The 22904-nt window shown below is 68.2% G+C and carries 22 protein-coding genes; 2 read left to right on the top strand and 20 right to left on the bottom strand.

Annotated elements, in window-relative coordinates; genetic code table 11:
- Positions 1–160: 160 nt before the first annotated feature.
- On the top strand, positions 161–364 hold the full coding sequence (locus RF637_RS05890) for a cold-shock protein (RefSeq protein ID WP_064845714.1): 204 nt from the start codon (positions 161–163) through the stop codon (positions 362–364).
- A 262-nt stretch (positions 365–626) separates the two neighbouring features.
- Here the strand turns inward: RF637_RS05890 and murA are convergent, their stop codons facing one another.
- The 15 genes from murA to RF637_RS05815 all read right to left on the bottom strand — a co-directional run bounded on the left by murA (position 627) and on the right by RF637_RS05815 (position 15000).
- A complete protein-coding gene (murA, locus tag RF637_RS05885; RefSeq protein WP_144998111.1) occupies positions 627–1910 on the bottom strand; it encodes a UDP-N-acetylglucosamine 1-carboxyvinyltransferase in 1284 nt (427 codons plus the stop codon).
- A 131-nt stretch (positions 1911–2041) separates the two neighbouring features.
- The gene (locus RF637_RS05880) at positions 2042–2320 is read right to left on the bottom strand and encodes a F0F1 ATP synthase subunit epsilon (protein WP_064845716.1); all 279 of its coding nucleotides are present in this window, start codon (positions 2318–2320) and stop codon (positions 2042–2044) included.
- A gap of 2 nt (positions 2321–2322) precedes the next feature.
- Positions 2323–3789, bottom strand: a complete 1467-nt coding sequence (gene atpD / locus RF637_RS05875; protein ID WP_085106342.1) for a F0F1 ATP synthase subunit beta — start codon at positions 3787–3789, stop codon at positions 2323–2325.
- 42 nt (positions 3790–3831) lie between these two features.
- Complete coding sequence (locus RF637_RS05870) at positions 3832–4743, bottom strand: F0F1 ATP synthase subunit gamma (protein ID WP_144998107.1); 912 nt, start codon at positions 4741–4743, stop codon at positions 3832–3834.
- A 57-nt stretch (positions 4744–4800) separates the two neighbouring features.
- A complete protein-coding gene (gene atpA, locus RF637_RS05865) occupies positions 4801–6426 on the bottom strand; it encodes a F0F1 ATP synthase subunit alpha (protein ID WP_368844376.1) in 1626 nt (541 codons plus the stop codon).
- 169 nt (positions 6427–6595) lie between these two features.
- Positions 6596–7369: a F0F1 ATP synthase subunit delta gene (locus RF637_RS05860; RefSeq protein WP_240505585.1), complete on the bottom strand. Its 774-nt coding sequence runs from the start codon at positions 7367–7369 to the stop codon at positions 6596–6598.
- A gap of 38 nt (positions 7370–7407) precedes the next feature.
- Entirely contained in the window at positions 7408–7959 is a 552-nt protein-coding gene (locus RF637_RS05855) for a F0F1 ATP synthase subunit B (RefSeq protein WP_035964661.1), read from the bottom strand.
- A gap of 49 nt (positions 7960–8008) precedes the next feature.
- The gene (atpE, locus tag RF637_RS05850; protein ID WP_035964663.1) at positions 8009–8209 is read right to left on the bottom strand and encodes an ATP synthase F0 subunit C; all 201 of its coding nucleotides are present in this window, start codon (positions 8207–8209) and stop codon (positions 8009–8011) included.
- 113 nt (positions 8210–8322) lie between these two features.
- A complete protein-coding gene (atpB, locus tag RF637_RS05845) occupies positions 8323–9114 on the bottom strand; it encodes a F0F1 ATP synthase subunit A (RefSeq protein WP_144930710.1) in 792 nt (263 codons plus the stop codon).
- 30 nt (positions 9115–9144) lie between these two features.
- Positions 9145–9525, bottom strand: a complete 381-nt coding sequence (locus RF637_RS05840; RefSeq protein ID WP_064845328.1) for a hypothetical protein — start codon at positions 9523–9525, stop codon at positions 9145–9147.
- The gene (locus RF637_RS05835; protein ID WP_085106347.1) at positions 9522–10115 is read right to left on the bottom strand and encodes a hypothetical protein; all 594 of its coding nucleotides are present in this window, start codon (positions 10113–10115) and stop codon (positions 9522–9524) included. The genes RF637_RS05840 and RF637_RS05835 overlap by 4 nt, the downstream gene beginning before the upstream one ends.
- Positions 10112–11242 carry a glycosyltransferase family 4 protein gene (locus RF637_RS05830; protein ID WP_368844375.1) on the bottom strand — a complete coding sequence of 377 codons (1131 nt, stop codon included), beginning with the start codon at positions 11240–11242 and terminating at the stop codon, positions 10112–10114. The genes RF637_RS05835 and RF637_RS05830 overlap by 4 nt, the downstream gene beginning before the upstream one ends.
- On the bottom strand, positions 11239–13197 hold the full coding sequence (locus RF637_RS05825; RefSeq protein ID WP_368844374.1) for a polysaccharide biosynthesis protein: 1959 nt from the start codon (positions 13195–13197) through the stop codon (positions 11239–11241). Before RF637_RS05825 ends, RF637_RS05830 begins: the two co-directional genes overlap by 4 nt.
- Before the next feature lie 26 nt (positions 13198–13223).
- Positions 13224–14081 (bottom strand): glycosyltransferase, encoded by an 858-nt coding sequence (locus tag RF637_RS05820; RefSeq protein ID WP_368844373.1) that lies wholly within the window; start codon positions 14079–14081, stop codon positions 13224–13226.
- On the bottom strand, positions 14068–15000 hold the full coding sequence (locus tag RF637_RS05815; protein WP_131332675.1) for a glycosyltransferase: 933 nt from the start codon (positions 14998–15000) through the stop codon (positions 14068–14070). Before RF637_RS05815 ends, RF637_RS05820 begins: the two co-directional genes overlap by 14 nt.
- A gap of 244 nt (positions 15001–15244) precedes the next feature.
- On the opposite strand from RF637_RS05815, the gene RF637_RS05810 reads away from it, so the two are divergent.
- Positions 15245–16213, top strand: coding sequence for an NAD-dependent epimerase/dehydratase family protein (locus RF637_RS05810; RefSeq protein ID WP_368844372.1), 969 nt, complete (start codon positions 15245–15247; stop codon positions 16211–16213).
- A 127-nt stretch (positions 16214–16340) separates the two neighbouring features.
- On the opposite strand, the gene RF637_RS05805 is transcribed toward RF637_RS05810, so the two are convergent.
- The 5 genes from RF637_RS05805 to thrB all read right to left on the bottom strand — a co-directional run bounded on the left by RF637_RS05805 (position 16341) and on the right by thrB (position 22904).
- Positions 16341–17369, bottom strand: coding sequence for an L-threonylcarbamoyladenylate synthase (locus RF637_RS05805; protein WP_368844371.1), 1029 nt, complete (start codon positions 17367–17369; stop codon positions 16341–16343).
- 108 nt (positions 17370–17477) lie between these two features.
- Positions 17478–18344, bottom strand: a complete 867-nt coding sequence (prmC, locus tag RF637_RS05800) for a peptide chain release factor N(5)-glutamine methyltransferase (protein WP_368835580.1) — start codon at positions 18342–18344, stop codon at positions 17478–17480.
- A gap of 6 nt (positions 18345–18350) precedes the next feature.
- Positions 18351–19457 (bottom strand): peptide chain release factor 1, encoded by a 1107-nt coding sequence (gene prfA, locus RF637_RS05795; RefSeq protein WP_144998098.1) that lies wholly within the window; start codon positions 19455–19457, stop codon positions 18351–18353.
- A 48-nt stretch (positions 19458–19505) separates the two neighbouring features.
- On the bottom strand, positions 19506–21650 hold the full coding sequence (gene rho / locus RF637_RS05790; RefSeq protein WP_368844370.1) for a transcription termination factor Rho: 2145 nt from the start codon (positions 21648–21650) through the stop codon (positions 19506–19508).
- 291 nt (positions 21651–21941) lie between these two features.
- The gene (gene thrB, locus RF637_RS05785; RefSeq protein ID WP_240919133.1) at positions 21942–22904 is read right to left on the bottom strand and encodes a homoserine kinase; all 963 of its coding nucleotides are present in this window, start codon (positions 22902–22904) and stop codon (positions 21942–21944) included.

The following is a 22904-nucleotide window of genomic DNA, read 5'->3' as shown; positions in this document are numbered from 1 at the left end:
ATCATGTTTGACATGCTCGCAGGAATGGTAGCGAGCGTGAAGTTCTGACTGGCGCTGTGGCACAACATCTTGTGAGCCGCATCCACAGCCTTCTCGCGGTACCGGTTCAGGTGCACAATCGTGTGCACGCACTACATACTCCAGAAGGAGATGCCCCATTATGGCTCAGGGCACCGTTAAGTGGTTCAACGCAGAGAAGGGCTTCGGCTTCATCACGCCGGACGACGCTGATGGCGACGTCTTCGTGCACTACAGCGAAATCCAGTCGGGCGGCTTCCGCACCCTCGAAGAGAACCAGCGCGTCGAGTTCGAGATCGGTCAGGGCCAGAAGGGCCCGCAGGCCACCGGCGTGAACGTCATCTGACATTCCCCGGACGAAACCCCCGTCGCCTTTCGAGGTGGCGGGGGTTTTCTCGTGCCCGCTGTTACGCGAGCGAGTCGCGGGGCCGGGTGAGCTGAGGGGCAGATGCCGGAACGCACGGGACGTTCGCACGCCGCGGCAATCCCACTCCACAGAATGTCAAGTGGAGCAGAAGCAGCTCAGCGCGCCAAAATCTGCTTTTGCTGAGTAGGAGCAGGGGTGGGGGTGGGCGCGGTGGGTTATCCGAGGAGCGCCGCGGGGGCGGTCAGTTCCAACTGCGCGCCATGCGGCGCTGCACCTTGGCTCCCGCTCCGGCCAGATGGTCCACGAAGTGCTCGTAGCCGCGGTCGATGTGCCCCACCCCGGAGACCTCGGTGACCCCGTGGGCCGCCATCCCCGCGATCACGAGAGCCGCGCCGGCCCGGATGTCCATGGCTTCCACGGGAGCACCCGACAGCTTGTTCGACGGGACGCCGTCCACCCGGGCGTGATGCCCGTCCAGGCGCACACGCGCACCGAGCCGCTCAAGCTCCGCGGTGAATCCCCACCGGGCCTCGAACACGTTCTCCGTGATGATCCCACTACCCTCGGCCACCGCGTTGAGCGCCACCACGAACGGTTGCAGATCCGTGGGGAACCCCGGATAGGGCAGGGTCGAGACGTTGATGGCCTTGGGCCGCTCGGGACCGCGCACCACGAACCGCCCATCGGCGGTGTTGATCTCGCAACCCGCGCAGCGCAGCTTGGCCAGCACCACGTCCAGGTGTTCCGGTTCCGCGCCCACGATCTCCACGCGACCGCCCGTGACCGCGGCGGCAAAGGCCCACGTCCCGGCCACGATACGGTCCGGGACCGTGCGGTGTGTGACCGGGTGCAGCCGCGGGACCCCCTCGACCATGATCGTGGTGGAACCGAGCCCCTCGATCCGTGCACCCATGGCCTGCAGCATCCGGCCGATGTCCACGATCTCCGGTTCGCGGGCCACGTTGTCCAGCACCGTGACGCCCCGGGCGGTCGTGGCCGCGGTCATCAGGTTCTCGGTGGCCCCCACGGAGGGGTAGTCCAGTCGATAGGTCGCACCCGTCAGACCGTCCGGTGCACTAGCTCGCAGGAACCCGCGTTCGATGGTCAGCCGGGCCCCCATGGCCTCGAGTCCCGCGCGATGCATGTCCAGGCCCCGGGTTCCGATCGCGTCCCCGCCCGGCAGGGCGACCTCGGCCTGGAGGCAGCGCGCCATGAGCGGGCCCAGCACGGAGATGGACGCCCGCATGGCCCGCACGAGGTCGTAGTCGGCCTGGTGACCGAGCTCCTCCGGGACGTCGATGGTCACGGTGTGCGCCGAGGGCTCGTACGAGACCTCGCACCCGAGCCGGCGCAACAGCTCCGCCATGATCGTGACGTCCTGGATCTCGGGGACGTTGGTGATCGTGGAATGGCCCGTGGCGAGCAGCGCCGCAGCCATGAGCTTGAGCACACTGTTCTTGGCGCCGTACACGGGCAGCTCACCGTTGACCTTCGTGGGCCCGTGTACTTCGATCTTCTCTTCCATGCATTCTCCTCGATCACGAGTACGGGACAGTCCGCCGCGACACCTGGGCCGGCGCACCACGGTACGCGAACGACGTCGACCCCCGCACCCGAAGGCACGAGGGTCGACGTCGACGGGTCACGCGATACCGCTCAGGCGGAACGCGCCTCCGAATCCAGGGAGACCTCGTCCGCAACCACCGTGACACGGTTGTTGTCCACGGAGACGAACCCGGAGTCGATGCTGCCCACGAGACGGTCGCCGTCCACACGGTCGATGGCGAACTCCCCCGGCTTGAGCAGCCCCGCCATGGACTCGTGTCCCGGCATGATGCCGATGTCGCCCTCGGTGGTGCGTACCCGCACGAGGCGCGCGGTACCCGTCCAGATCTTGCGATCCAGGGCGACGATTTCCACGATGAGTTCGGCCATGATTACTTCTCGCCCGTCTCGGCCTTGATCTCGTCCCAGCGCCGCATGACGTCATCCAGGCCGCCGACGTTGTAGAACGCCTGCTCGGGGACGTTGTCCAGCTCGCCGTCGCAAATCTTGCCGAAGGCCTCGACGGTCTCCTCGAGGGGAACCGTGGAGCCCTCCACGCCGGTGAACTGCTTGGCGGTGTAGGTGTTCTGGGACAGGAACTGCTCGATGCGGCGGGCGCGGGAGACCACGACCTTCTGCTCCTCGGAGAGTTCTTCGACACCGAGGATCGCGATGATGTCCTGCAGTTCTTTGTTCTCCTGCAGGATCCCCTTGACACGGGTGGCCACGTCGTAGTGGGTCTGGCCCACGTACTGCGGGTCCAGGATGCGGGAGGTCGAGGACAGCGGGTCGATCGCGGGGTACAGACCACGCGAGGCGATCTCACGCGAGAGCTCGGTGGTCGCGTCCAGGTGCGCGAACGTGGTCGCGGGAGCCGGGTCGGTGTAGTCGTCAGCGGGCACGTAGATGGCCTGCATGGACGTGATGGAGTGACCACGGGTCGAGGTGATGCGCTCCTGGAGCACACCCATCTCGTCCGCGAGGGTGGGCTGGTAGCCCACGGCGGAGGGGATGCGGCCCAGCAGCGTGGAGACCTCGGAACCGGCCTGCGTGAACCGGAAGATGTTGTCGATGAACAACAGCACGTCCTGGTTCTGCACGTCGCGGAAGTACTCCGCCATGGTCAGACCGGTCAGGGCCACGCGCAGACGCGTTCCGGGCGGCTCGTCCATCTGGCCGAACACGAGGGCGGTGTCCTTGAGAACGCCCGCCTCCTCCATCTCGACCCACAGGTCGTTGCCCTCACGGGTACGCTCACCAACGCCGGCGAACACGGAGGTACCGCCGAAGTTACGGGCCACACGCGTGATCATCTCCTGGATCAGCACGGTCTTGCCCACCCCCGCGCCGCCGAAGAGGCCGATCTTACCGCCCTTGATGTAGGGGGTCAGCAGGTCGATGGACTTGATGCCCGTTTCCATCATCTCGGTGCTGCCCTCGAGCTCCGCGAAGGACGGGGCCTTGCGGTGGATGGGCCAGCGCTCCTTGATGTCCAGCTCGGAGGTGGGCAGGTCCAGCGCGTCACCGAGTACGTTGAAGATGTGGCCCTTGACCACGTCACCCACGGGCACGGAGATGGGGGCGCCCGTGTCCTGCACGGGGGTCCCGCGCACCAGACCGTCGGTCTGCTGCAGGGAGATCGCGCGCACCACGTTGGTGCCCAGGTGCTGTGCCGTCTCGAAGGTGATCCGGCGGGGCTGACCGTTGAACTCGTAGTCCGCGGTCAGCGCATTGTAGAGGTCGGGGACCTGGTTCTCGGGGAACTCGACGTCGACCACGGGCCCGATCACCCGGGCGATGCGGCCGGTGGCACCTTCCGAGACCGGCTGGGTGGCCTGGTCGTTGATTGTGGCAGTCATTTCTCTCACTTCGTTTCGGCTGGCAAGGGCGGGCAGCGCGGGCTACAGTGCCTCGGCGCCACTGACGATTTCGGTCAACTCGGTGGTGATCTCGGCCTGGCGGGCGTTGTTCATCAAGCGCGTGTACTTCTTGATGAGCTCGGTCGCGTTGTCCCCGGCGGCCTTCATGGCGCGCTGGCGGGAGGCGAGCTCACTCGACGCCGCGTGGCACAGGGCGGAGTAGATCCGCGCCTTCACGTACCGGGGCAGGATCTGGTTGAAGAGCTCCTCCGCGTTCGGCTCGAACTCGAAGTTGTTCTGCGTCTCCTCGAGGGCCTCGTAACGCTCGGAGATCTCGTCCCCGAGGTCGTTCGCGTCCACGACCTCCAGGGGCAGCAGGCGCAACACCCGGGGCTCCTGGTTCACCATGGAGTTGAACTGCGTGTACACGAGCAGCACCTCGTCCACGCCACCGTCCTCGTACGGGGCGTTGATGTCGCGCATCAATTGGTCCGTGAGTTCCTCGGCGCGCTCGGTCGTGGCGTTGTCCGTGTTGCCCGTCCAGAATTCGTCGTAGTCACGGTGCCGGAAGTCGAAGTACGCCTTGGCCTTGCGGCCCACGAGGTACACGCGCGCTTCCTTGCCCTGCGAACGCAACAGCTCGAGCAACTCCTCCGTGCGCTTGAGCACGTTGGAGGAGTAGGACCCCGCGAGCCCGCGGTCCGACGTGAACACCAGGACGGCCGAACGCCGCACATCGTCGGGGACGGTGGTCAGGGGGTGGGAGATGTTGTGCTGCGTGGCGATCTGGGAGACCGCGCGGGTCAGCGCATTGGCGTACGGGTACGCGGCTTCGAGACTCTGACGGGACTTGTTGATGCGCGAGGTCGCGATCATCTCCATCGCCTTGAAGATCTTCTTCATCGACGACGTGGACGCGATCTTCTGTCGGTAGACCCGAATCTGCGCTCCCATGAAATTTCCTTTCGGCACCGCCGTGGTGCGCCGGATCCCGGCGCACCACGAGAACGGTTACTTCTTGACGATCGTTTCCTGGTTCACAGCGGTCGCGCCCAGGGACTCGTGCTCCTCGACCCCGGCCTCGATCCCGTACTTGGAACCGTGGAAGTCCCGCTTGACCTCGGCCACGGCCGTCTTGAGCGCCTCGACCGCGTCGTCCTCGAGCTTGCCCGTGGAGTTGATCGAGTCCATCACGTTGGTCGTGCGCCGGACCTGGTCCAGCAGCGCGCGCTCGAAGTCCGCGACGTTGGCGACGTCGACGTCGTCGAGCTGGCCCGTGGTACCGGCCCAGATGGACACGACCTGGTCCGCGACGGGGTACGGCGTGTACTGGGGCTGCTTGAGCAGCTCCATGAGCCGCTCACCGCGGGTCAGCTGCTGACGGGACGCGGCGTCCAGGTCCGAGGCGAACATGGCGAACGCCTGCATGGAACGATAGGACGCGAGGTCCAGCTTCAGCGTGCCGGAGACCTTCTTCATGGCCTTGACCTGCGCGGCACCGCCCACACGGGACACCGAGATGCCCACGTCCACAGCGGGACGCTGGTTGGCGTTGAACAGGTCCGACTGCAGGAAGATCTGGCCGTCGGTGATGGAGATGACGTTGGTCGGGATGAACGCCGAGACGTCGTTCGCCTTGGTCTCGATGATCGGCAGACCGGTCATGGAGCCCGCGCCCAGCTCGTCGGAGAGCTTGGCGCAACGCTCGAGCAGACGGGAGTGCAGGTAGAAGACATCACCCGGGTACGCTTCACGTCCCGGCGGGCGGCGCAGCAGCAGCGACACCGCACGGTAGGCCTCGGCCTGCTTGGAGAGGTCGTCGAACACGATGAGCACGTGCTTGCCGCCGTACATCCAGTGCTGACCGATCGCGGAACCCGAGTAGGGGGCCAGGTACTTCAGACCGGCGGACTCGGACGCGGGAGCGGCCACGATCGTGGTGTACTCCAGGGCGCCGTTGTCCTCGAGGGTCTGGCGCACCGCGGCGATCGTGGAGGCCTTCTGACCGATGGCCACGTAGATGCAGCGCACCTGCTTGTCCACGTCACCGGACTCCCAGTTGGAGCGCTGGTTCAGGATGGCGTCCACCGCGATCGCGGTCTTACCGGTCTGGCGGTCACCGATGATCAGCTGACGCTGGCCACGCCCGATCGGGATCATGGCATCGATGGCCTTCATGCCGGTCTGCAGCGGCTCGTGCACCGACTTACGCATGGTCACGCCCGGAGCCTGCAGCTCCAGTTCGCGGCGACCCTCGGTGGCGATGGGTCCGAGATCGTCCAGGGGCTCGCCCAGGGGGTCCACGACGCGACCGAGGTAGCCCTCGCCCACGGGCACCGACAACACCTCGCCGGTGCGGTGCACCTCCTGGCCTTCCTCGATGCCCTGGAAGTCACCGAGCACCACGACGCCGATGTCGCGGGTGTCGAGGTTCAGGGCCAGGCCCAGCACCCCGTTCTCGAACTTGAGCAACTCGTTCGCCATGACGGAGGGCAGGCCCTCCACATGCGCGATACCGTCCGCGGCGGACGACACGCGTCCGACTTCTACTCGTTCCATATTGCCGGGATCGTAGGACGCCGCGAACTCATTCAGCGCACTACGGACCTCATCGGCATTGATGGTCACATCGGCCATCTACTGTCCCTGCTCTCTACGTCTTGTGATCATCGCTCGAGCCATGACCACGGTTGTACTTGTCGCGATGCGTTGCCCCATCGCCGTGCGGCCGCCTCAGCGGTCGGGGGGCAACGTGACGAGATGCCGGCATCGACCGACTCCCCGCGATCCCCGCTGCGCGCGGGGATCAGGCTGCGATCCGCTGCTGCAACTGTTCCAGCCGGTGGGTCACCGATCCGTCGATGACCTCCTCGCCCACCTGCACCCGCAGGCCACCCACCAACGACGGGTCCACCTCCGTGGTGAGCTTCAGGTCCCGTCCGTACAGCCGGTTCAGACCCTGGCGCAGTTTCTCCGTCTGGTCCTCCCGGAGGGGACGAGCCGTGGTGATCCGCGCGATCCAGCGCTGCTGACGGTCCGCGACCCACTCGGCAAAGTGCCCGAGCAGGCGACCGGGTAGTGCGCCCCGGGGTTCGCTCACCGCGCGTTCGATCAGCAAGGAGACCTCCTCCGAGCTCGTCGTCATGAGACGACGGGCCAGGGTGACCTTGGCCTGCGCGCTCGCGCGCGAGTCCGAGAACGCGTTCTGCACCTCGGTGGAGTGTTCCAGTACGGACTTGAACCGGATCAGTTCGTCCACGAGGGTCTCGAGCGCGTTCACGCCGCCGCGGTTCTCGGCGGACGCGGCCGCGAACAACACGGCCGTGCGTTCGATCCCGTCACCCAGCTGGCGCTCGGTGGCGCTGCGCTGGGACGCGAGTTCGGCGACGACGTCCACGGCCACCTCGTGCGCGCGGCCGTCGAGCAGCGTGTGCACGAACCGGGCGCGGTTCTCTGCGGGCCGGGAGGGATCCGTGAGAGCGCGGCGCAGTGCGCCGTTCTCGTCCACGATGTCCAGGATCTCGAACAACTGGTGTGCGATCTCGGGACTCGCGGCAGATGCCCAGCGGTCAACGTCCACGGAGAGCGGACGATAGGGTTCGTTCGATGCTTCTGCCATTACCGTGCAGCTCCCGTGCGACCTTGCTCGGCCTCGAGATCAGCCAGGAAACGATCGACCACGCGGTTGGCGCGATCGTCGTCGTTCAAGGACTCCCCGACGATCTTGGACGCGAGCTGTGTTGCCAAAGTGCCGACCTCGTCACGCAGTGAGACCACAGCGGCCGCACGCTCGGCCTCGATGGCCTTGTGGGCGTTCTCGGTGATCCGCGCGGATTCGAGGTTGGCGCGATCCTTGAAGTCCGCCAGGATCTTCTCGCCCTCGGAGCGAGCTTCCTCACGAATCTTCTGGGCCTCGAGCCGGGCACTTTCGAGCTGCTGGTTGTACTCGTCGCGAGCGGCCTTCGCCTCGGCCTGAGCAGCCTTGGCCTTGGCCAGTCCACCCTCGATGGCGTCAGCGCGGTCCCTGAAGACCTTCTCGAACGCCGGGACGATGAACTTGTACGCGATGAAGAGCAGAATTGCGAACCCCACAAAGGTAATCAGCATTTCCCAGCCGTTGGGGAACAGAGGGCTCTGCCCCTCTTCAGCTGCCAACACCATTGCGTTCATGAGCGCGATTCCTGTTCTCTAGTTAGGGCGAGTGCGAAAGGGAGAGCCCTTAGAGCAGCGCCAGGACGAAGCCCAGAATGGCGAGCGCCTCGACCACGGCGAAGCCCATGAACAGCATGGGCTGGATCACGCGCTGGGACTCGGGCTGACGGGCCACGGACTGCATGTAAGCCGCGAAGATGAGACCCACACCGATGCCACCGCCGATGGCAGCGAGACCGTAGCCAATAACGCTGAGCGAACCTTCCATTATGGATATTTCCTTTCTGGGTGCCCGCTGGAGCGGGCCGTGGTGCCATTACGGGAAACCGTGAATGGTCGATGGTCACGTGAGCGGCCCGGAGGTCGCGCTCCTTCGTGGGGCTAGTGCCCCTCCTGCAGTGCGCCCTGTACGTACACGGCGAACAGCAGGGTGAAGATGTAGGCCTGAAGGATCTGGATCAGAACCTCCAGGAAGTAGATGAACAGTCCGAGGACCAGACCGAAGATCGAACCGCCGATGCCCAGGGCGCCGCCCACCTCGGTGGCGAGGTACGCCATGAAGGCCGCCGCGACCATGATGGCCATGTGGCCGGCGAACATGGTGGCGAACACACGCAGTGCGTGGGTCACGGGGCGGATGATCATGTTCGAGAGGAACTCGAGCGGGATCAGGATGAGGTACAGGACCTTGGGGACGTTCGGCGGCATGGTCATCTTGGCCATGAAGTGGCCCAGACCGTGGCGCTTGATGCCGACCCCGACCCACACGACGTAGGCGATTGCCGCGAAGACGTACGCGGTGCCGGGGTGCGAGAACGTGGGCAGCTGCAGGACGGGGATGGACCCGAAGAGGTTGTTCACCAGGATAAAGAAGAAGAAGGTGAACAGCAGGGGCACGAACGGGCGGAAGTCCTTCTCGCCGATGATGTCGCGACCCAGGTGGTTACGCACGAGCCCGTAGCCCATCTCACCCAGGTACTGGCCCTTGGTGGGGACCAGCGCTCGCCGCCGCACCACGTACATGAAGAACGCGGCGATCAGAACGACCGACAACAGGATCAGCAACGAGTGCTTACCGAGGGCGAAGGAACCCACTTCGAAGAACGGGGGCAGATGCGCATCTTCCGTGGTCGGGGCCACGAATTCGGCCGGAATCCTCAGGGCGGGGTTCAATACGGGTCCTTTCTGCGGTATCCAGACCGGTCACACTCTGGGCTCGGGGCCCATGCCGGATGACTTCTTCGTCTCCGACGGGGTCTTTTGCGGGGCGGTACTGCGGTTCAAGGCGTCCCTCATATGAAGATAACCGAGGTACACCCCGGCGGCCGCCCCAAAGACAGCTCCCGCGATCACAATCCACCGAGTTCCCAGTAGGTGATCCAGGAACCAGCCTACCAAACTCCAAAACACCGCACCGACCACGATGTACAGCAGGACCGCGATCCCACCACCCAGACCGCCACGCTCCACGAGCTCCCCCGCGGTGTGGAGGGTTTCCTTGCGCGCGTTGTCCCGCATGCGCGTTGACATCCCCCGCAGGTCCCTGGGGCGCCGGTCTCCCGGCTCGTTCGGTGCGGAACTCATGGCGTTCGCCTTTCGTGAGTGGGTCGGTCGTGCCCCGCCCGGCCGCCACTCGAGTCACGGGCGGGAGGGACGGACGGGGCGGCAGCGGCGTCGTCGTGGGCGTGTTCGACGGCCGACGACGCCGCGTGGGGTGCGGGCTCGGGCGCGTCCTGCCGGGTGACACCGCGGGTCAGCACGGTGAAACCGGCCAGGGCGAGTACGAGACACACCAGGACGGTCACGGCGAACACGCGCGGGACGAGCCACGGCGGGGCCCCCAGGAACAGCAGGAACCAGCCCAGCACGAGCACCTTGAGGAGGTACAGCGCGGCGAGCGCGGGAGCCGTGGCCGCTGGTGCCACGCGGTACATCTGAGCCGCCACGAGGGCGGTGGCTGCGGAGCTGACCGCGATGATCCCCGCCCCGAGCAGCACCGAGCGCGGTGCCGAGAGCATGTCCACGACGGCTGAAAGTGTAAGCAGAATCACACCCAGGATCAGGAACATGACGGCCCCGGCCCGCACACCCCGGGCGTAGGAAGGGGGGCGGGAGCGGGCGGCGTCGTGCGCGGCGGATTCCGCCGACGAACGCGGAGCGCGGTCAGGGGTCACGGGCGCAGACTCCGTGCGGTGCTCCGGGCGCAGTCGAGCAGCACCGGGGACACGAGGTACAGCACGATCACGAGCACCACGGCCACACCGGCGAGCACGGAACCCGTGCCCGCGGCCCGCAGACCGTAGAGGGAGATCAGACTGACGCACGCCGTGGCGGTCGTGACCACCGTGGCGGACTGCACGTGGGACAGGCCCACGTCCGTGAGGCGCTGGTAGACGTGCTGCCGGTGCGGTGTGTACCAGACCTCTCCGCGGCGGATCCGCAGCACGAGCGTCACGGCGGTGTCCGCGAGGTAGACCAGCAGCGGAGACAGCAGGTACTCCACGTAGACGCCCGAGAGGAACGCGCCGATCGCGATCGCGGCGATGGCACCGCCCAGGACGTAGGAGCCGACGTCGCCCAGGAAGACCGTACCGCGCCCCAGGTTCCACGGTAGGAAGCCCAGGAACGCACCGGCGAGCGCGAGGCCCGCGCACACCATCCACGGCATCCCGTTTGCCGCACCGGCCCACGCGTAGAACAGCCCCACCACGCCGCCGTGCAGCCCGGAGATCCCGTTGATACCGTCCATGAAGTTGGCGATGTTGACGTAGGCCACGGTCGCGAGCACACCCACGGGCCACCACCACGCGGGGATGCCCAGGGCCACGATCATGGCGGCGGTCCCGAGCGCGCCCACGAGGGCCTGCATGCCCAACCGGACTCCGATGGACACGCCGCGGTAGTCCTCGGCCCAGCCCAGGGCCGCGCTGGCCGCGGTCATGGCGAGCACGGACAGGGCGAGCGAGCGGTCCACGGGGATCAGACCGAACCCCAGGGACAACCCGTACGTGAGGATCAGGGCGATGGCCACCGCGAGTCCCATCCCGCGCAGTACGGGCCGCGAGTGCGAGGACCGGTCGGACGGGATGTCGATCACGCCCCACCGGCGCAGCAACGGCTTGACCGCGAACGGCAGGAGCACTGAGAGCACGAAGGCAGCGGCGAGTGTCCACGGGGCGAGGGCCAGCAACAGGTTCAGCGCCTGGCCGTCCGTGAGAGCGGCGGGGCCGGTGTCGACCGCGGGGGCCGTGGGTACGCCGTGGGCGGGCAGGAACGCGGTGGACGCGAGGACGGTGCTCATGCGTGGCGCCTCCAGCCCGTGTGTCCCTCGGCGGCGTCGCCGTCCGCACCGTCAGCGTCCGCGTCCTCGGCGCGGGGTCCGGTGGCCGGGGCGCACTCGGCGGCGCGCGGCACGGAGAAGTCCGTGACCTTGGGCTGGGTGCTCACCACGACCTGCGGGATGGACCCCGTGAACATCATCCCGCCGCGCACCTTCCACACGTGACGGTCCAGGTTCGCGGGATCCAGGCGCTCGGCCTTGGCGTGGGAGATCTTGGGGTGGAAGGGCCGCTCGTCGGTCTCACCCGTGCCGATGAGGTCCTCGTGCAGCTTCTCACCGTGGCGCAGCCCGGTGATCTCGATGCTGATGTCCTCGCGCCCGGACATCGACCGCAACCGGCGGGCGATGTCCAGGATCCGCACGGGCTCCCCCATGTCCAGGATGAGCACCTCTCCCCCGTGCGCGATCGCACCGGCCTGGATCACGAGCTGACACGCCTCGGGGATGGTCATGAAGTACCGGGTGGCATCCGGGTGGGTCACGGTGATCGGCCCGCCCTGGCGGATCTGTTCCGCGAACAGCGGTAGCATGGACCCGCGCGAACCGAAGACGTTGCCGAAGCGCACGGACGCGTAGCGCTTGCCCGTGCGGTCCCCCATCCACGCGGTGAGTTTCTCCGCCACGCGCTTGGAGTGACCGAGCGCCGTGGTGGGGTTGGCGGCCTTGTCCGTGGAGATGTTCACGAACACGTCCACGTCCACGGCGGCCGCGGCGCTCAACACGTGCAGCGAGCCCATGACGTTGGTCTTCCACGCCTCGTCCGGGTACTGCTCGAGCAGGGACACGTGCTTCAGCGCCGCAGCGTGAAAGACCACCTGGGGGCGGCGGTCCTGGAACACCCGGGTGAGCGCGTCCGGATCGCGGATGTCACAGAGCACGGTGTCGTTGCCGTCCAGCAGGCCACGCCCGGTGATGGAGATCTGGGTGGCCTGCAATCCGGATTCGTCACGGTCCAGCATGATCAGCTCGGCGGGTTCGAAACCCACGAGTTGGCGGCACAGTTCCGAACCGATCGACCCACCCGCGCCCGTGACGAGCACGCGCTTGCCGGTCACGTACCCCGCAATGGCCTCCACGTGGATGTCCACGGGCCGCCGTCCGATGAGGTCCTCCATGGAGATGTCACGAAGGTCCACGCTCTGGTTTGCGCCGGTGAGCATCTCGGTCAGGGGCGGGACGGTCATGACGCGGGTCCCGGTGCCCTCCACGGCTTCCGAGACGCGTTGCATGGTGCGGGGGTCCACGTCCGCGACGGCCACGATCAGCACGCCGGCGCGCGTGTGCTCCAGGACGGACGCGGCGTCGTGCAGCGTGCCCATGACTGGGACAGAGGAGATGCGCAGGTGCTTCTTGGCGGGGTCGTCGTCGAGCAGGGCCACGGGCAGGAAACCGGAGGCGGGGTCCTGCATCATGCGGTGTACCAGGAACGTGCCCAGCGCGCCCGCACCGAAGATCACCACGTTCTGCGCCTGCTCACCCGGCTTGGCCGTGGATTCCTGGTACATGCGTTTGAGGTAGCGGAACGCGGCCATCAGCAGGCACGCGAACGGGAACGCGATGAACCCCAGCGAGCGCGGGATCCACAGGGCCACACCGAAGACCAGCAGGACGGCCTCGAGCAGTGCCGTGACGATCACGGTCACGACCACGAGCAGCTTGGCCTCCTCGAAACTGCCGAACGAGTACCGGCCCTTGTAGAGGGCGAACGAGAAGCCCACGAGCAGTTGCAGCACGACCGCCACCACGCACGTGATGATCACGCCCCCCACGGAGATGAGCTCCACGTTCATCTCGAACCGGAGGAACGCCGCGACCCACAGCGCCACGATCCACGCGACGGAATCCAAGATCATCTGGATCCACAGCCACGCGACCGGTTTGTCCGCTCGGGGGATGGGGCTTGCGGGGGTGACCATGCAGTCGTAGTCCTTTCGGGTGCGGGTCAGTGGCGGTGACCCACCATGAGCCGGTACGCCGTTTCCCGTACCCTCAGGGGGACGAATCGGTAGCCGCCGCGCACCATGACGTTCACGGCCCATTGTAGGAACCCCACGTGGCCCAGGGTGCGCAACCGGTGCTGCAACGTCAGTTCGGCTCGCAGCACGCGGTACCCGCCGCGGCGTTCGTAGGAGCCCGCGGAGACGCGATAACCCACGAGCGGTTCCGCCACGTTGCGCACGTCCGCCCCGGCATGGAGCATGCGCGTCCACAACCAGTAGTCCTCGGCCATGGGGACGTCCTCGTAACCACCCACGGCGAGCGCGGCACTGCGGCGCAGCACGACCGTGGGGTGGGAGATGGGGTTGCGGTATCGGCTCACCGCGGCGATCCGCGCGGCCCCCACGGGGGCTGTGCGCAGCGCGACGGGCCGAGTCTCGTCGTCGCCGATCTCGTGCATGGACGCAGCCACGAGGTCCGCGCCGTCCTCGATCAGGGGCAGTTGCCTCTCGAACCGGCGGGGGTAGGAGACGTCGTCCGCGTCCGCGCGCGCGACGACGTCGTACGCGCACCGCGGCAACGCAACGGTCAGCGCCTGGGCGAGGCCACCGTTCTCCGGGATCCGCAGCACACGGACGGGGATCGGGGATTCTTTCGCGAGCCGCTCGAGCTCCGCCGTGACCGACGCCGGCACCGGACCGTCCTGGACGAGCAGCACCTCCGCGGGCGGGCGGGTCTGCTCCACCGAATTAGACTCCACCGCGCGCCGGATCCGCTCGGCGGTGTCCGCGGCGTACACGGGGATCAGCACCGAGAACCGAGCCGGCAGTTGCGCGGGGGTCAGCGGGTCAGCGAGGGCCACCGAAACCACGTCCGCGCATGCCGTTGCCGTAGAGCCGCGCCCACCGCACCAGTCCGGGCAGATCACGGTGGCGCGCGTAGTGGGCGGGGTAGCCGATCGCGTCCGCGACCAGTTGCACCACGCGCTTGTAACGCCACGAGACGTACCCGCGGTTACGGAAGAAGTGGCGCTGCTTGAACTCCCCCGGCGGGATCAACACCTGCAGCTTGCCGGGGATCACCACGTGTTCCTCGGCCCAGCCCGGCGGGTGGGACACGGCCGTGGTCGTGACCGTGCCGAACGGCAGCCCACTCTTGCGCAGGCGCACGAGGAAGTCGACCTCATCCCCGCGCAGGAACAGTTTCAGGTCCGGCAACCCCACCCGGAAGAACACGGACTCGTCCATGAGCGCACCGTTGAAGAAATTGGCGTAGGAATCGATGAAGCCCAGCGGTTCCAGGTCCGCGCGACGGTGGGTGATCCCACCGTCCAAGCGGAACGGGAACGCGAGGGCGTCGTGGTCCTGGGGCGCCACGATGAGCGGTGACACCACGGCGAGCCCCCGCTCGCGCGCTGTTTCGCGCAGGGTGTGTAGGCACTCGGGGTCCTCGGGATGGGCGTCGTCGTCCATGAGCCACACCTGGTCCGCGCCGCTCGCGAGCGCCGTGAGGATGGCGAGCGCGAATCCGCCCGCCCCGCCCAGATTGGCCACGGAGCGGCGGTAGTGCAGCGTGAAGGCTCCCCCGATCCGCTCCCCCAGCGCGGCCTCGTCCAGGGCAGTGCGCCCGGCGTCCACGAGACACAGACTCGCGATCGGGTCGGTCTGGACGCGCAGCGCGTCGATCAGCGCCGCGACGTCCTCGGGGCGGTCCTGCGTGACGCACGCGACGCTCACGTTCGCGTCCGGACGGTCGCTCGCCCGCGCGGTGGATTCGGTCATGGCGCCCCCGGGACGACTCGTGATGTGCAAGGAAGATGTGCTCGACCGCGGCGCACGCGCAGCCGCTCGCGCGGGCGCCCGGCACGCCGGTGAACTCCGGGAGTCTATCAACGCGTACCTTGACGCCACCTCGACGTCACCCGTACGGGTGATGTGCCGTGCTGACGACCACGGGCTGACCACCAAGAACGGGTCCGGGGCGCTACCGTACGATGAAGACACCATCACAGGAGGAGACACAACAGTGACGACTCACAGCTGGCGCGTTCTCGGGGCCACGGGGTTCATCGGTTCCGCCATCACCACTGCCCTGCAGACCCGGAACATCCCGGTCACCCCGGTGGCCACCCCCCGACTGGCCTCGCCCGCGACCACGGTGCACCACCTCATTGAGCACGCGCACCGCCTCGAGTCCGTGATCGACTACCTGGCCGATTCCTTCGCCGGCGCGGACGTGGTGGTCAACGCCGCCGGTCTGGCCGCCCCCGATCAGACGCACCAGCAGTCCCTCACCGGGGCTAACGCGCTGCTTCCCGTCCTCGTGGCGCTCGCCGCCCACCGCACGGGCGTGCGCCGGGTGATCCACATGAGTTCCGCGTCCGTGCAGGCCGACGCACCCGTGCTGGACGAGTCCATCCGCACCGCACCGTTCTCCCCCTACTCCTTCTCCAAGGCCCTGGGCGAGTCCGCGCTCTACCGGTTGCGCTCCCAATGGCGCGAGGAATCCGGCGCTCCGCAGTTGAGCGTCATCCGCGCGACGTCCGTGATGGGCAGCGGGCGGCGCACCACGCGCATGCTCGCACGGTTCGCGTCCTCGCCCCTGAGCTCGGTCGCCGGGGACGGTTCCGCCCCCACCCCCGTGACCTCCGTGACCGCCCTCGCGCAGTTCACGGTGGCCGTGGGCGAGTTCCCTGAGGTCCTGCCCCCCGTGATCCTGCAACCGTGGGAGGGCGCCACGACCGGTTCCGTGCTGCGCGACGCCGGACGCCGCCACCCCCTGCAGCTGCCGTCCTGGGTGTGCCGGGCGGTGATCGCGACCGCGCGCACGGCCTCGGCCGCTGCCGGTTACCGCTACGGCGGGCTCATCCGCCGCCTGGAGGTCACGTGGTTCGGTCAGCGCCAGGTCCCCGGGTGGGCCCACGAGAACGGTGTGCTCCCCGAGCCCCACGTGCAGGAGGTGCTGCGCCAGGCGCACCTCGCGCTGGGTCGCTGAGCCGCGCGTTGGGTTCTTCGCAGCGCGGCCGCGCCCGGACCGGAGCACTCCCGCGCTGACAGAACGATCCCCGCACCGTACCCGTCATGGGATGGTGCGGGGATCGTCTCGTCAAGTCGCCTGTTGTTCAGGCCCCGTGGTTCTCGGGTTCCCCGGCGACGAGCCGCTGCGCCTCCTCCATGCTCAGTGCCCCGGTCCCGTCCCAGCGCGGCTCGGTGTCCGGTGTGCGTTCCCGTCCCTGGTCCACGAACGGACGGGCCTCCGCGGGGGAACTGCGGACCAGGTCGGTCACGAGGTCCTCGTCCGCGGAAGTCGAGCCGGCCGAGAGGGCCGCGCCCTCGCCGAACGATTCCGGTGCATTCGCTTCGGGGTTCTGACGCGCGGACTGTGTCGACGCCGCGGCGTCGTCGTCCGAGACCGCCGCGCCGGCACCGCCGGCTGCAGCGGCCGCCTCCGGGCTCTCACCGGTCGCCGGAGCTGCCGGTTCGGTGCCGCCGTCCACGTTCGGGACGACCTCGCGCAGCCGCGCCAGCGTGATCGCGCCGTGGCGCAGCACCACGGGCGTCTCCCCCGTGCAGTCCACGATGGTCGAGGCCACGTCCTGCGCACCGGTGGGGACCTCACCCGCGGGCCGCGGACCGTCGTCGAGGTAGAGCGCCACGCGGTCCTGCAGCATCTCGCGGGCCTGCTCGGCGGTGCGCGCGGCGGGCATCCCCGTCCGGTTGGCGGAGGACACGGCCATGGGACCCACGCGTTCGAGGACCGCGCGGGTCACGGCGTCGTCGGGAACGCGTAGCGCCACTGTCCCATGGGTCTCCCCCAGGTCCCAGCCCAGGGTGGGCTGGGCCCAGCAGATGATCGTGAGGGCGCCGGGCCAGAACGCCTGCGCGAGCGCGCGGGCGTCGTCGGAGATCTGGTCCGCGAGGCCGTCGATCACCTCGGGGCGGGCAATCAGCACGGGCGGGGGCATTTCCCGCGTGCGGCCCTTGGCGCCCAGCAGTCCCTGGACACCGGGCGCCGAGAACGCATCGCAGCCGATGCCGTAGACGGTGTCCGTGGGCAGCACGAGGCATTCGCCGTCCGCGACGACGCCCGCGGCCTCGGTCACGGCCGCTTCGAGTTCCTGCGGGGTCCCGCAGGATCGGATCTCACTCACGAGCAACTCCTCTGCTGACGTGTTTCGTGTTCTTCCCGTGCTCCGCGCACCCGGCCGTCCCGTTCACGGTACGTCTCCCGGCACGACGGCGCTGCGGCGCCCGGTCTCTCAGCCCCCCGGCCCCGGCAGCGTGGCGGTCGTGGCCCGCGGGCGGTCGGTCAGGTCGTGGTGCGTGTGGATGTCCCGGAACCCCCGGTCCTCGAGGGCGCGGGCGACGGCCGCGACCTGGGACTCGGCGTGTTCCATGACGAACGAACCGCCCGGACGCAGGATCCGCACGGCGGTGTCCATCGCGGCGCACGGGAACGTCATCCCGGTCTCGTCCCCGCCGTACAGCGCCGTGGGTGGATCGTAATCGCGTACCTCGGGATCCTCCGGGATCTCACCGTCCGGGACGTAGGGTGGGTTGGTCACGACCACGCAGAACCGCCCCGCCGACTCGACCGTGACATCGCGGTAGTCGGATTCGAGCAAGCGCACGCGGGAGCCCGCCAGATTGCGCCGGGTCCACTCCAGTGCGGCCGGTTCGCGTTCCACGGCGGTGACCCTACTCGCGGGATCCTCGCTCGCCACGGCCAGGGCTATCGCGCCACTGCCCGTCCCGAGGTCGATGACCCCCGGGTGGGTCTCGCCGGCCCCGCGCCATACGCGCACCAGATCCAGGGTCAATTGGACGAGCAGTTCGGTCTCCGGGCGGGGGACGAAGACCCCGGGACCCACCGCGAGCTCGAGCTTACGGAACGGGGCCGTGCCCGTGATGTGTTGCAGGGGCTCACGCCGTGCGCGGCGTTCCACGAGGTCGCGGTACCCGTGCGGTTCCGGCGCGCCCAGGATGGCCCGCGCTTCGGTGTCCCCGCGGCCCAGGCCCAGCGTGTGGGCGGCGAGCAACACGGCGTCGACGTCCGGGGAGGCCACACCCGCGCGAAGCAACCGGGACCGGCCCCACGCGATCGCCTGGGCGAGAGTCGTGGCCACGGGAAGTTACTTCCCGCCCACGGACCCGTGCTGTGCGGAGTCCTGACCCAGTTGTTCCAACCGGTGCTTCTCGTCCAGTTCCACGGCGGAGGCGATCACGGGTTCCAATGCGCCGTCCAGGACGTGGTCCAGGTTGTAGGCCTTGTACCCGGTGCGGTGGTCCGCGATGCGGTTCTCGGGGAAGTTGTAGGTGCGGATGCGTTCCGAACGGTCCACGGTGCGCACCTGCGACTTGCGGGCTGCGGCGTTCTCGGCGTCGATCTGTTCCTGCTGGTGCGCGAGCAACCGGGCGCGCAATACGCGCATGGCCGCCTCACGGTTCTGCAGCTGGGACTTCTCGTTTTGCATGGACACCACGATGCCCGTAGGGACGTGCGTGATCCGCACCGCGGAATCCGTGGTGTTCACCGACTGCCCACCCGGACCCGAGGACCGGTAGACGTCGATCTTGAGGTCGTTCTGGTTGATGTCGATCTCGTCCGGCTCGTCCACCTCGGGGAAGACCAGCACCCCCGCAGCGGACGTGTGCACGCGCCCCTGGGACTCGGTCACGGGCACCCGCTGCACGCGATGCACCCCGCCCTCGTACTTGAACCGGGCCCACGCGCCCTCGGCCGGATCGGAGGAGGACCCCTTGACCGCGAGCTGGACGTCCTTGTAGCCGCCCAGTTCGGTGGGGGTTGACGAGAGGATCTCGGTCTTGAGCCCGGACTGTTCCGCGAAACGCATGTACATGCGCAGTAGGTCCCCGGCGAACAGGGCGGATTCGTCCCCGCCCTCACCCGCCTTGACCTCGAGGATCACGTTGCGGCCGTCGTCCGGGTCCCGCGGGATGAGCTTGCGGCGCAGTTCCTCGCGCGCCACGACGAGCTCGTCCTCAAGGGGCTTGACCTCCGCGGCGAGTTCGGGATCCACGCTCCCGAGCTCGCGCGCGGCGCCCAGGTCCTCGGAGATGCGTTCCACCCGGCGATGCGCCTCGACGATGCCGTTGAGTTCGGAGTAGCGCCGACCCAGTTTCCTGGCCTTGCTCGCGTCCGCGTGGACGGCGGGATCCGCCAGGGCGCGCTGGAGCTCGGCGTGCTCATCCAGCAGCGGCTGAACGGGGTCGGACATACGGTGCTCTCCTGGGATCGACGGGTGGAACGCGGTGCTCGCGGGTTCCTAGTGACCGGCCAGCGTGGTCTTCTGGACCTGCAGCAGGAACTCGGTGTTGGACTGGGTATCCCGCAGCTTGCTCGTGAGCAGTTCCAGGGCCTGCTGCTGTTCCAGACCGGAGAGCACGCGGCGCAGCCGCCACATGATCTTGATCTCGTCCGCGGACAGCAGGTTCTCCTCGCGGCGGGTACCGGAGGAATTGACGTCCACGGCCGGGAAGATCCGCCGGTCCGCGAGCTGGCGGGACAGGCGCAGTTCCATGTTGCCCGTGCCCTTGAACTCCTCGAAGATGACCTCGTCCATCTTGGACCCGGTCTCCACGAGCGCAGTCGCGAGGATGGTCAGCGAGCCACCGTTCTCGATGTTGCGCGCGGCGCCGAAGAACTTCTTGGGCGGGTACAGCGCGGCGGAGTCCACACCACCGGAGAGGATGCGGCCGGACGCCGGTGCCGAGAGGTTGTACGCGCGGCCCAGGCGGGTCATGGAGTCCAGCAGGACCACCACGTCCATGCCCATCTCCACCAGGCGCTTGGCCCGCTCAATCGCGAGCTCCGCGACCGTGGTGTGGTCGTCCGCAGGCCGGTCGAAGGTCGAGGCGATAACCTCACCCTTGACCGTGCGCTGCATGTCCGTGACCTCTTCGGGGCGCTCGTCCACGAGCACCATCATGAGGTGGACCTCGGGGTTGTTGGTCGTGATCGCGTTGGCGATCGACTGCAGCATGAGCGTCTTACCGGCCTTGGGCGGGGAAACGATCAGACCGCGCTGGCCCTTGCCGATCGGGGCCACGAGATCCACCACGCGGGGACCGATCTTCTTGGGCTCGGTCTCCAGGCGCAGCCGCTCCTGGGGGTACAGCGGGACGAGCTTGTTGAACTCGACCCGGTCCTTGTTCTCCTCGGGCTTGCGGCCGTTGACCGTGGTCAGCTGCACGAGCGCGGAGAACTTCTGGCGCGAGTTGTTGTGTTGTTCGCCCTCGCGGGGAGCACGGATGGCACCCACGATCGCGTCGCCCTTGCGCAGGTTGTTCTTCTTGACCTGGGACAGGCTCACGTACACGTCCGACGGGCCGGGCAGGTAGCCCGAGGTGCGCACGAACGCGTAGTTGTCGAGCACGTCCAGGATGCCCGCCACGGGCAGCAGGACGTCGTCCTCGGTGATCTCGACGTCGTCCACGTCCGGACCGTTGTGCCGGTTGCGACGGTTGCGCCGCTCGTTGCGGTCGTTGCGATCGTTACGGTCGTTGCGATCGTTGCGATCGTTGCGATTGCGGTTGCGCCGGTTGCGGCGGGAGTTGCCCTCACCGTCGTTGTTGCGATCGTTGTTGTTGCGGTTGCGCCGGTCGTTGCGGTTCTGGTTGTCCTGACCGCCGTCCTTGGGGTCACCGGAATCGTTGGAACCGCCTTGGCCCTTGGAGTCACGGCGGTTGTCCCGGTCCTGACCGTTGTCCTTGGAATCCTTCTGGTGGTTGGCGTGGCGGGAACCGTCCACCTGACCCTGCTTGTTCTCGCGCCGGTTCTCGTCCTGGGACGAGCCGTTCTGCTCGGACTTCTCGTTGCGGCGACCGCGCTGGTTGCGCTGGCCGCGCCCGGACTCGTTGCCGGAGTCGTCAGAGCCCTGGGCGGAGTCCTGCCCGGACTCGTCCCGGCCCTTCTCCGCCTGGTCCTTGTCCTGCTGGTTCTGGGCGGAACGGTCCTGGCCGGAGCGCCCGTGCTCACCGGTGCCGCTGGCCGTGGCGCGCCGGGAACGGCGCGAACCGCCCTGCCGCGGGACGTTCTGTTCGCCGTTCTCGCCCTCCGAGCCCTCCTGGGGCTTCGAGGAGGAGTCCGACGACGCCGCGTCCGCGGACGCGGCGGCCGGAGCGTCGTCGGCGGAGGACGACTGCGGAGCGTCGGAGGAGTGGCGCTGGGAGGCCTTGCGAGCGGTCTGCTCGATCTTGGCCTCCACGGCTTTGTCGCGCTCGGCGACGGCGCCCCCGCGCTGGTGGGCCTCGATGGCCTCGACCAGCAGGGACTTGCGCATGCGACGCGCGCCGGTAATGCCCAACTGGGCCGCGAGGGCCTGCAGCTGCGCGAGTTTGAGCCCGGACAGACCGGTGCTCTGGGCGTTCGAGGTGTCCGTTCCCTGTTCGGGGGCGGTGGTTTCTGTCACGAAGCTTCCTTCTGACTCGATGGGGGTTGCGGCACTCAGATCGCCAGCAACCCGACGATGATGGTGTGGGCCACCCGCGGCGGGCCACGAAAGTGCGCGCCGGAGGCGCGCGTCATCAGCAATGAAGTCCCCCGAATCTCCCGCGGAGCCGGGACGCCACATTACAGAGGTGGCTGGTCTACGCGGAAGAGGATCGCAGAGAGGCGACGCGGTCGAACACCTGCGTTGAGGAACTGCGCACGAGGCTCGGCTGCGGGGCTGCACTGTCCGGCACGGACGCGAACCCGGGGCCTATTGCGTGGATACGCTCACTTTAGCACCCTCTTCGGGCACCCGCAGGACATGAACACGCCACGTCACCGTTCGCCCCTGGTATTCGCGCGCCGACGACGCCGCGTCCGCCGCGATCTCCTCGATTGCCGCAGCCACTCGCCCAGCGTGCTCCGCGCCGTTCGCGAGCGTGAGCACGGTGGGGCCCGCACCCGAGATCAGGGCGGCGTGACCGAGGTCGCGCAATCGGGTCATGAGCTCGCAGCTCGGTGCCATGGCCTGTGCGCGGTAGGGCTGGTGCAGCAGGTCGAACGTCGCGGGCACGAGCAACTCGGGCCGTTCGCTCAGGGCCGCAACCAGAAGCGCCGCGCGGCCGGCGTTCACGGCCGCCGTTCGATGCGCGATCATCTCCGGCAGCAGCCCGCGGGCCACCGACGTGGCGACTTCGAAGTCGGGCACCGCGACCACGGGGACCACGTCCGGGTGCACGCGCACGGGCACGCTGTGGAAACGACCTTCGTCCTCGTACGAGATCGTCAGACCACCCAGCAGGGTGGGGGCCACGTTGTCCGGGTGTCCCTCCATGTGGGAGCACACCTGCAGCACCGCATCCGGTGAGAGCCGGTGGGACGCGGGGAGCAGCGCGTTGGCCGCGAGGACACCGGCGACCACCGCGGAGGCCGACGAGCCCATGCCCCGGCCGTGCGGGATCGCGTTGTGGGCGCGCAAGCGCAGCGGGGGCAGCTCACCGGCCCCGGCGGCGTCGAACGCGGCCTGCATGGCACGGATCACCAGGTGCTCGGGACCGCGCGGCACGCCCGCCGCGCCCTCCCCCGAGAGGTCGAACTCGAGTCCGCGCTCGATGCGCGTGAGCGTCACGGTGTCGTAGTGACCCAGCGCGAGACCGAGCGAGTCGAAGCCCGGCCCCACGTTGCCCGTGGAGCCGGGGACCCGCACGCTCACGGTGGTACCCACGGGCGTGAT

The sequence above is a fragment of the Kocuria sp. CPCC 204721 genome (assembly GCF_040980945.1).
Lineage (GTDB): Bacteria > Actinomycetota > Actinomycetes > Actinomycetales > Micrococcaceae > Kocuria > Kocuria marina.
This window is presented reverse-complemented; position numbering and strand designations above follow the sequence as displayed.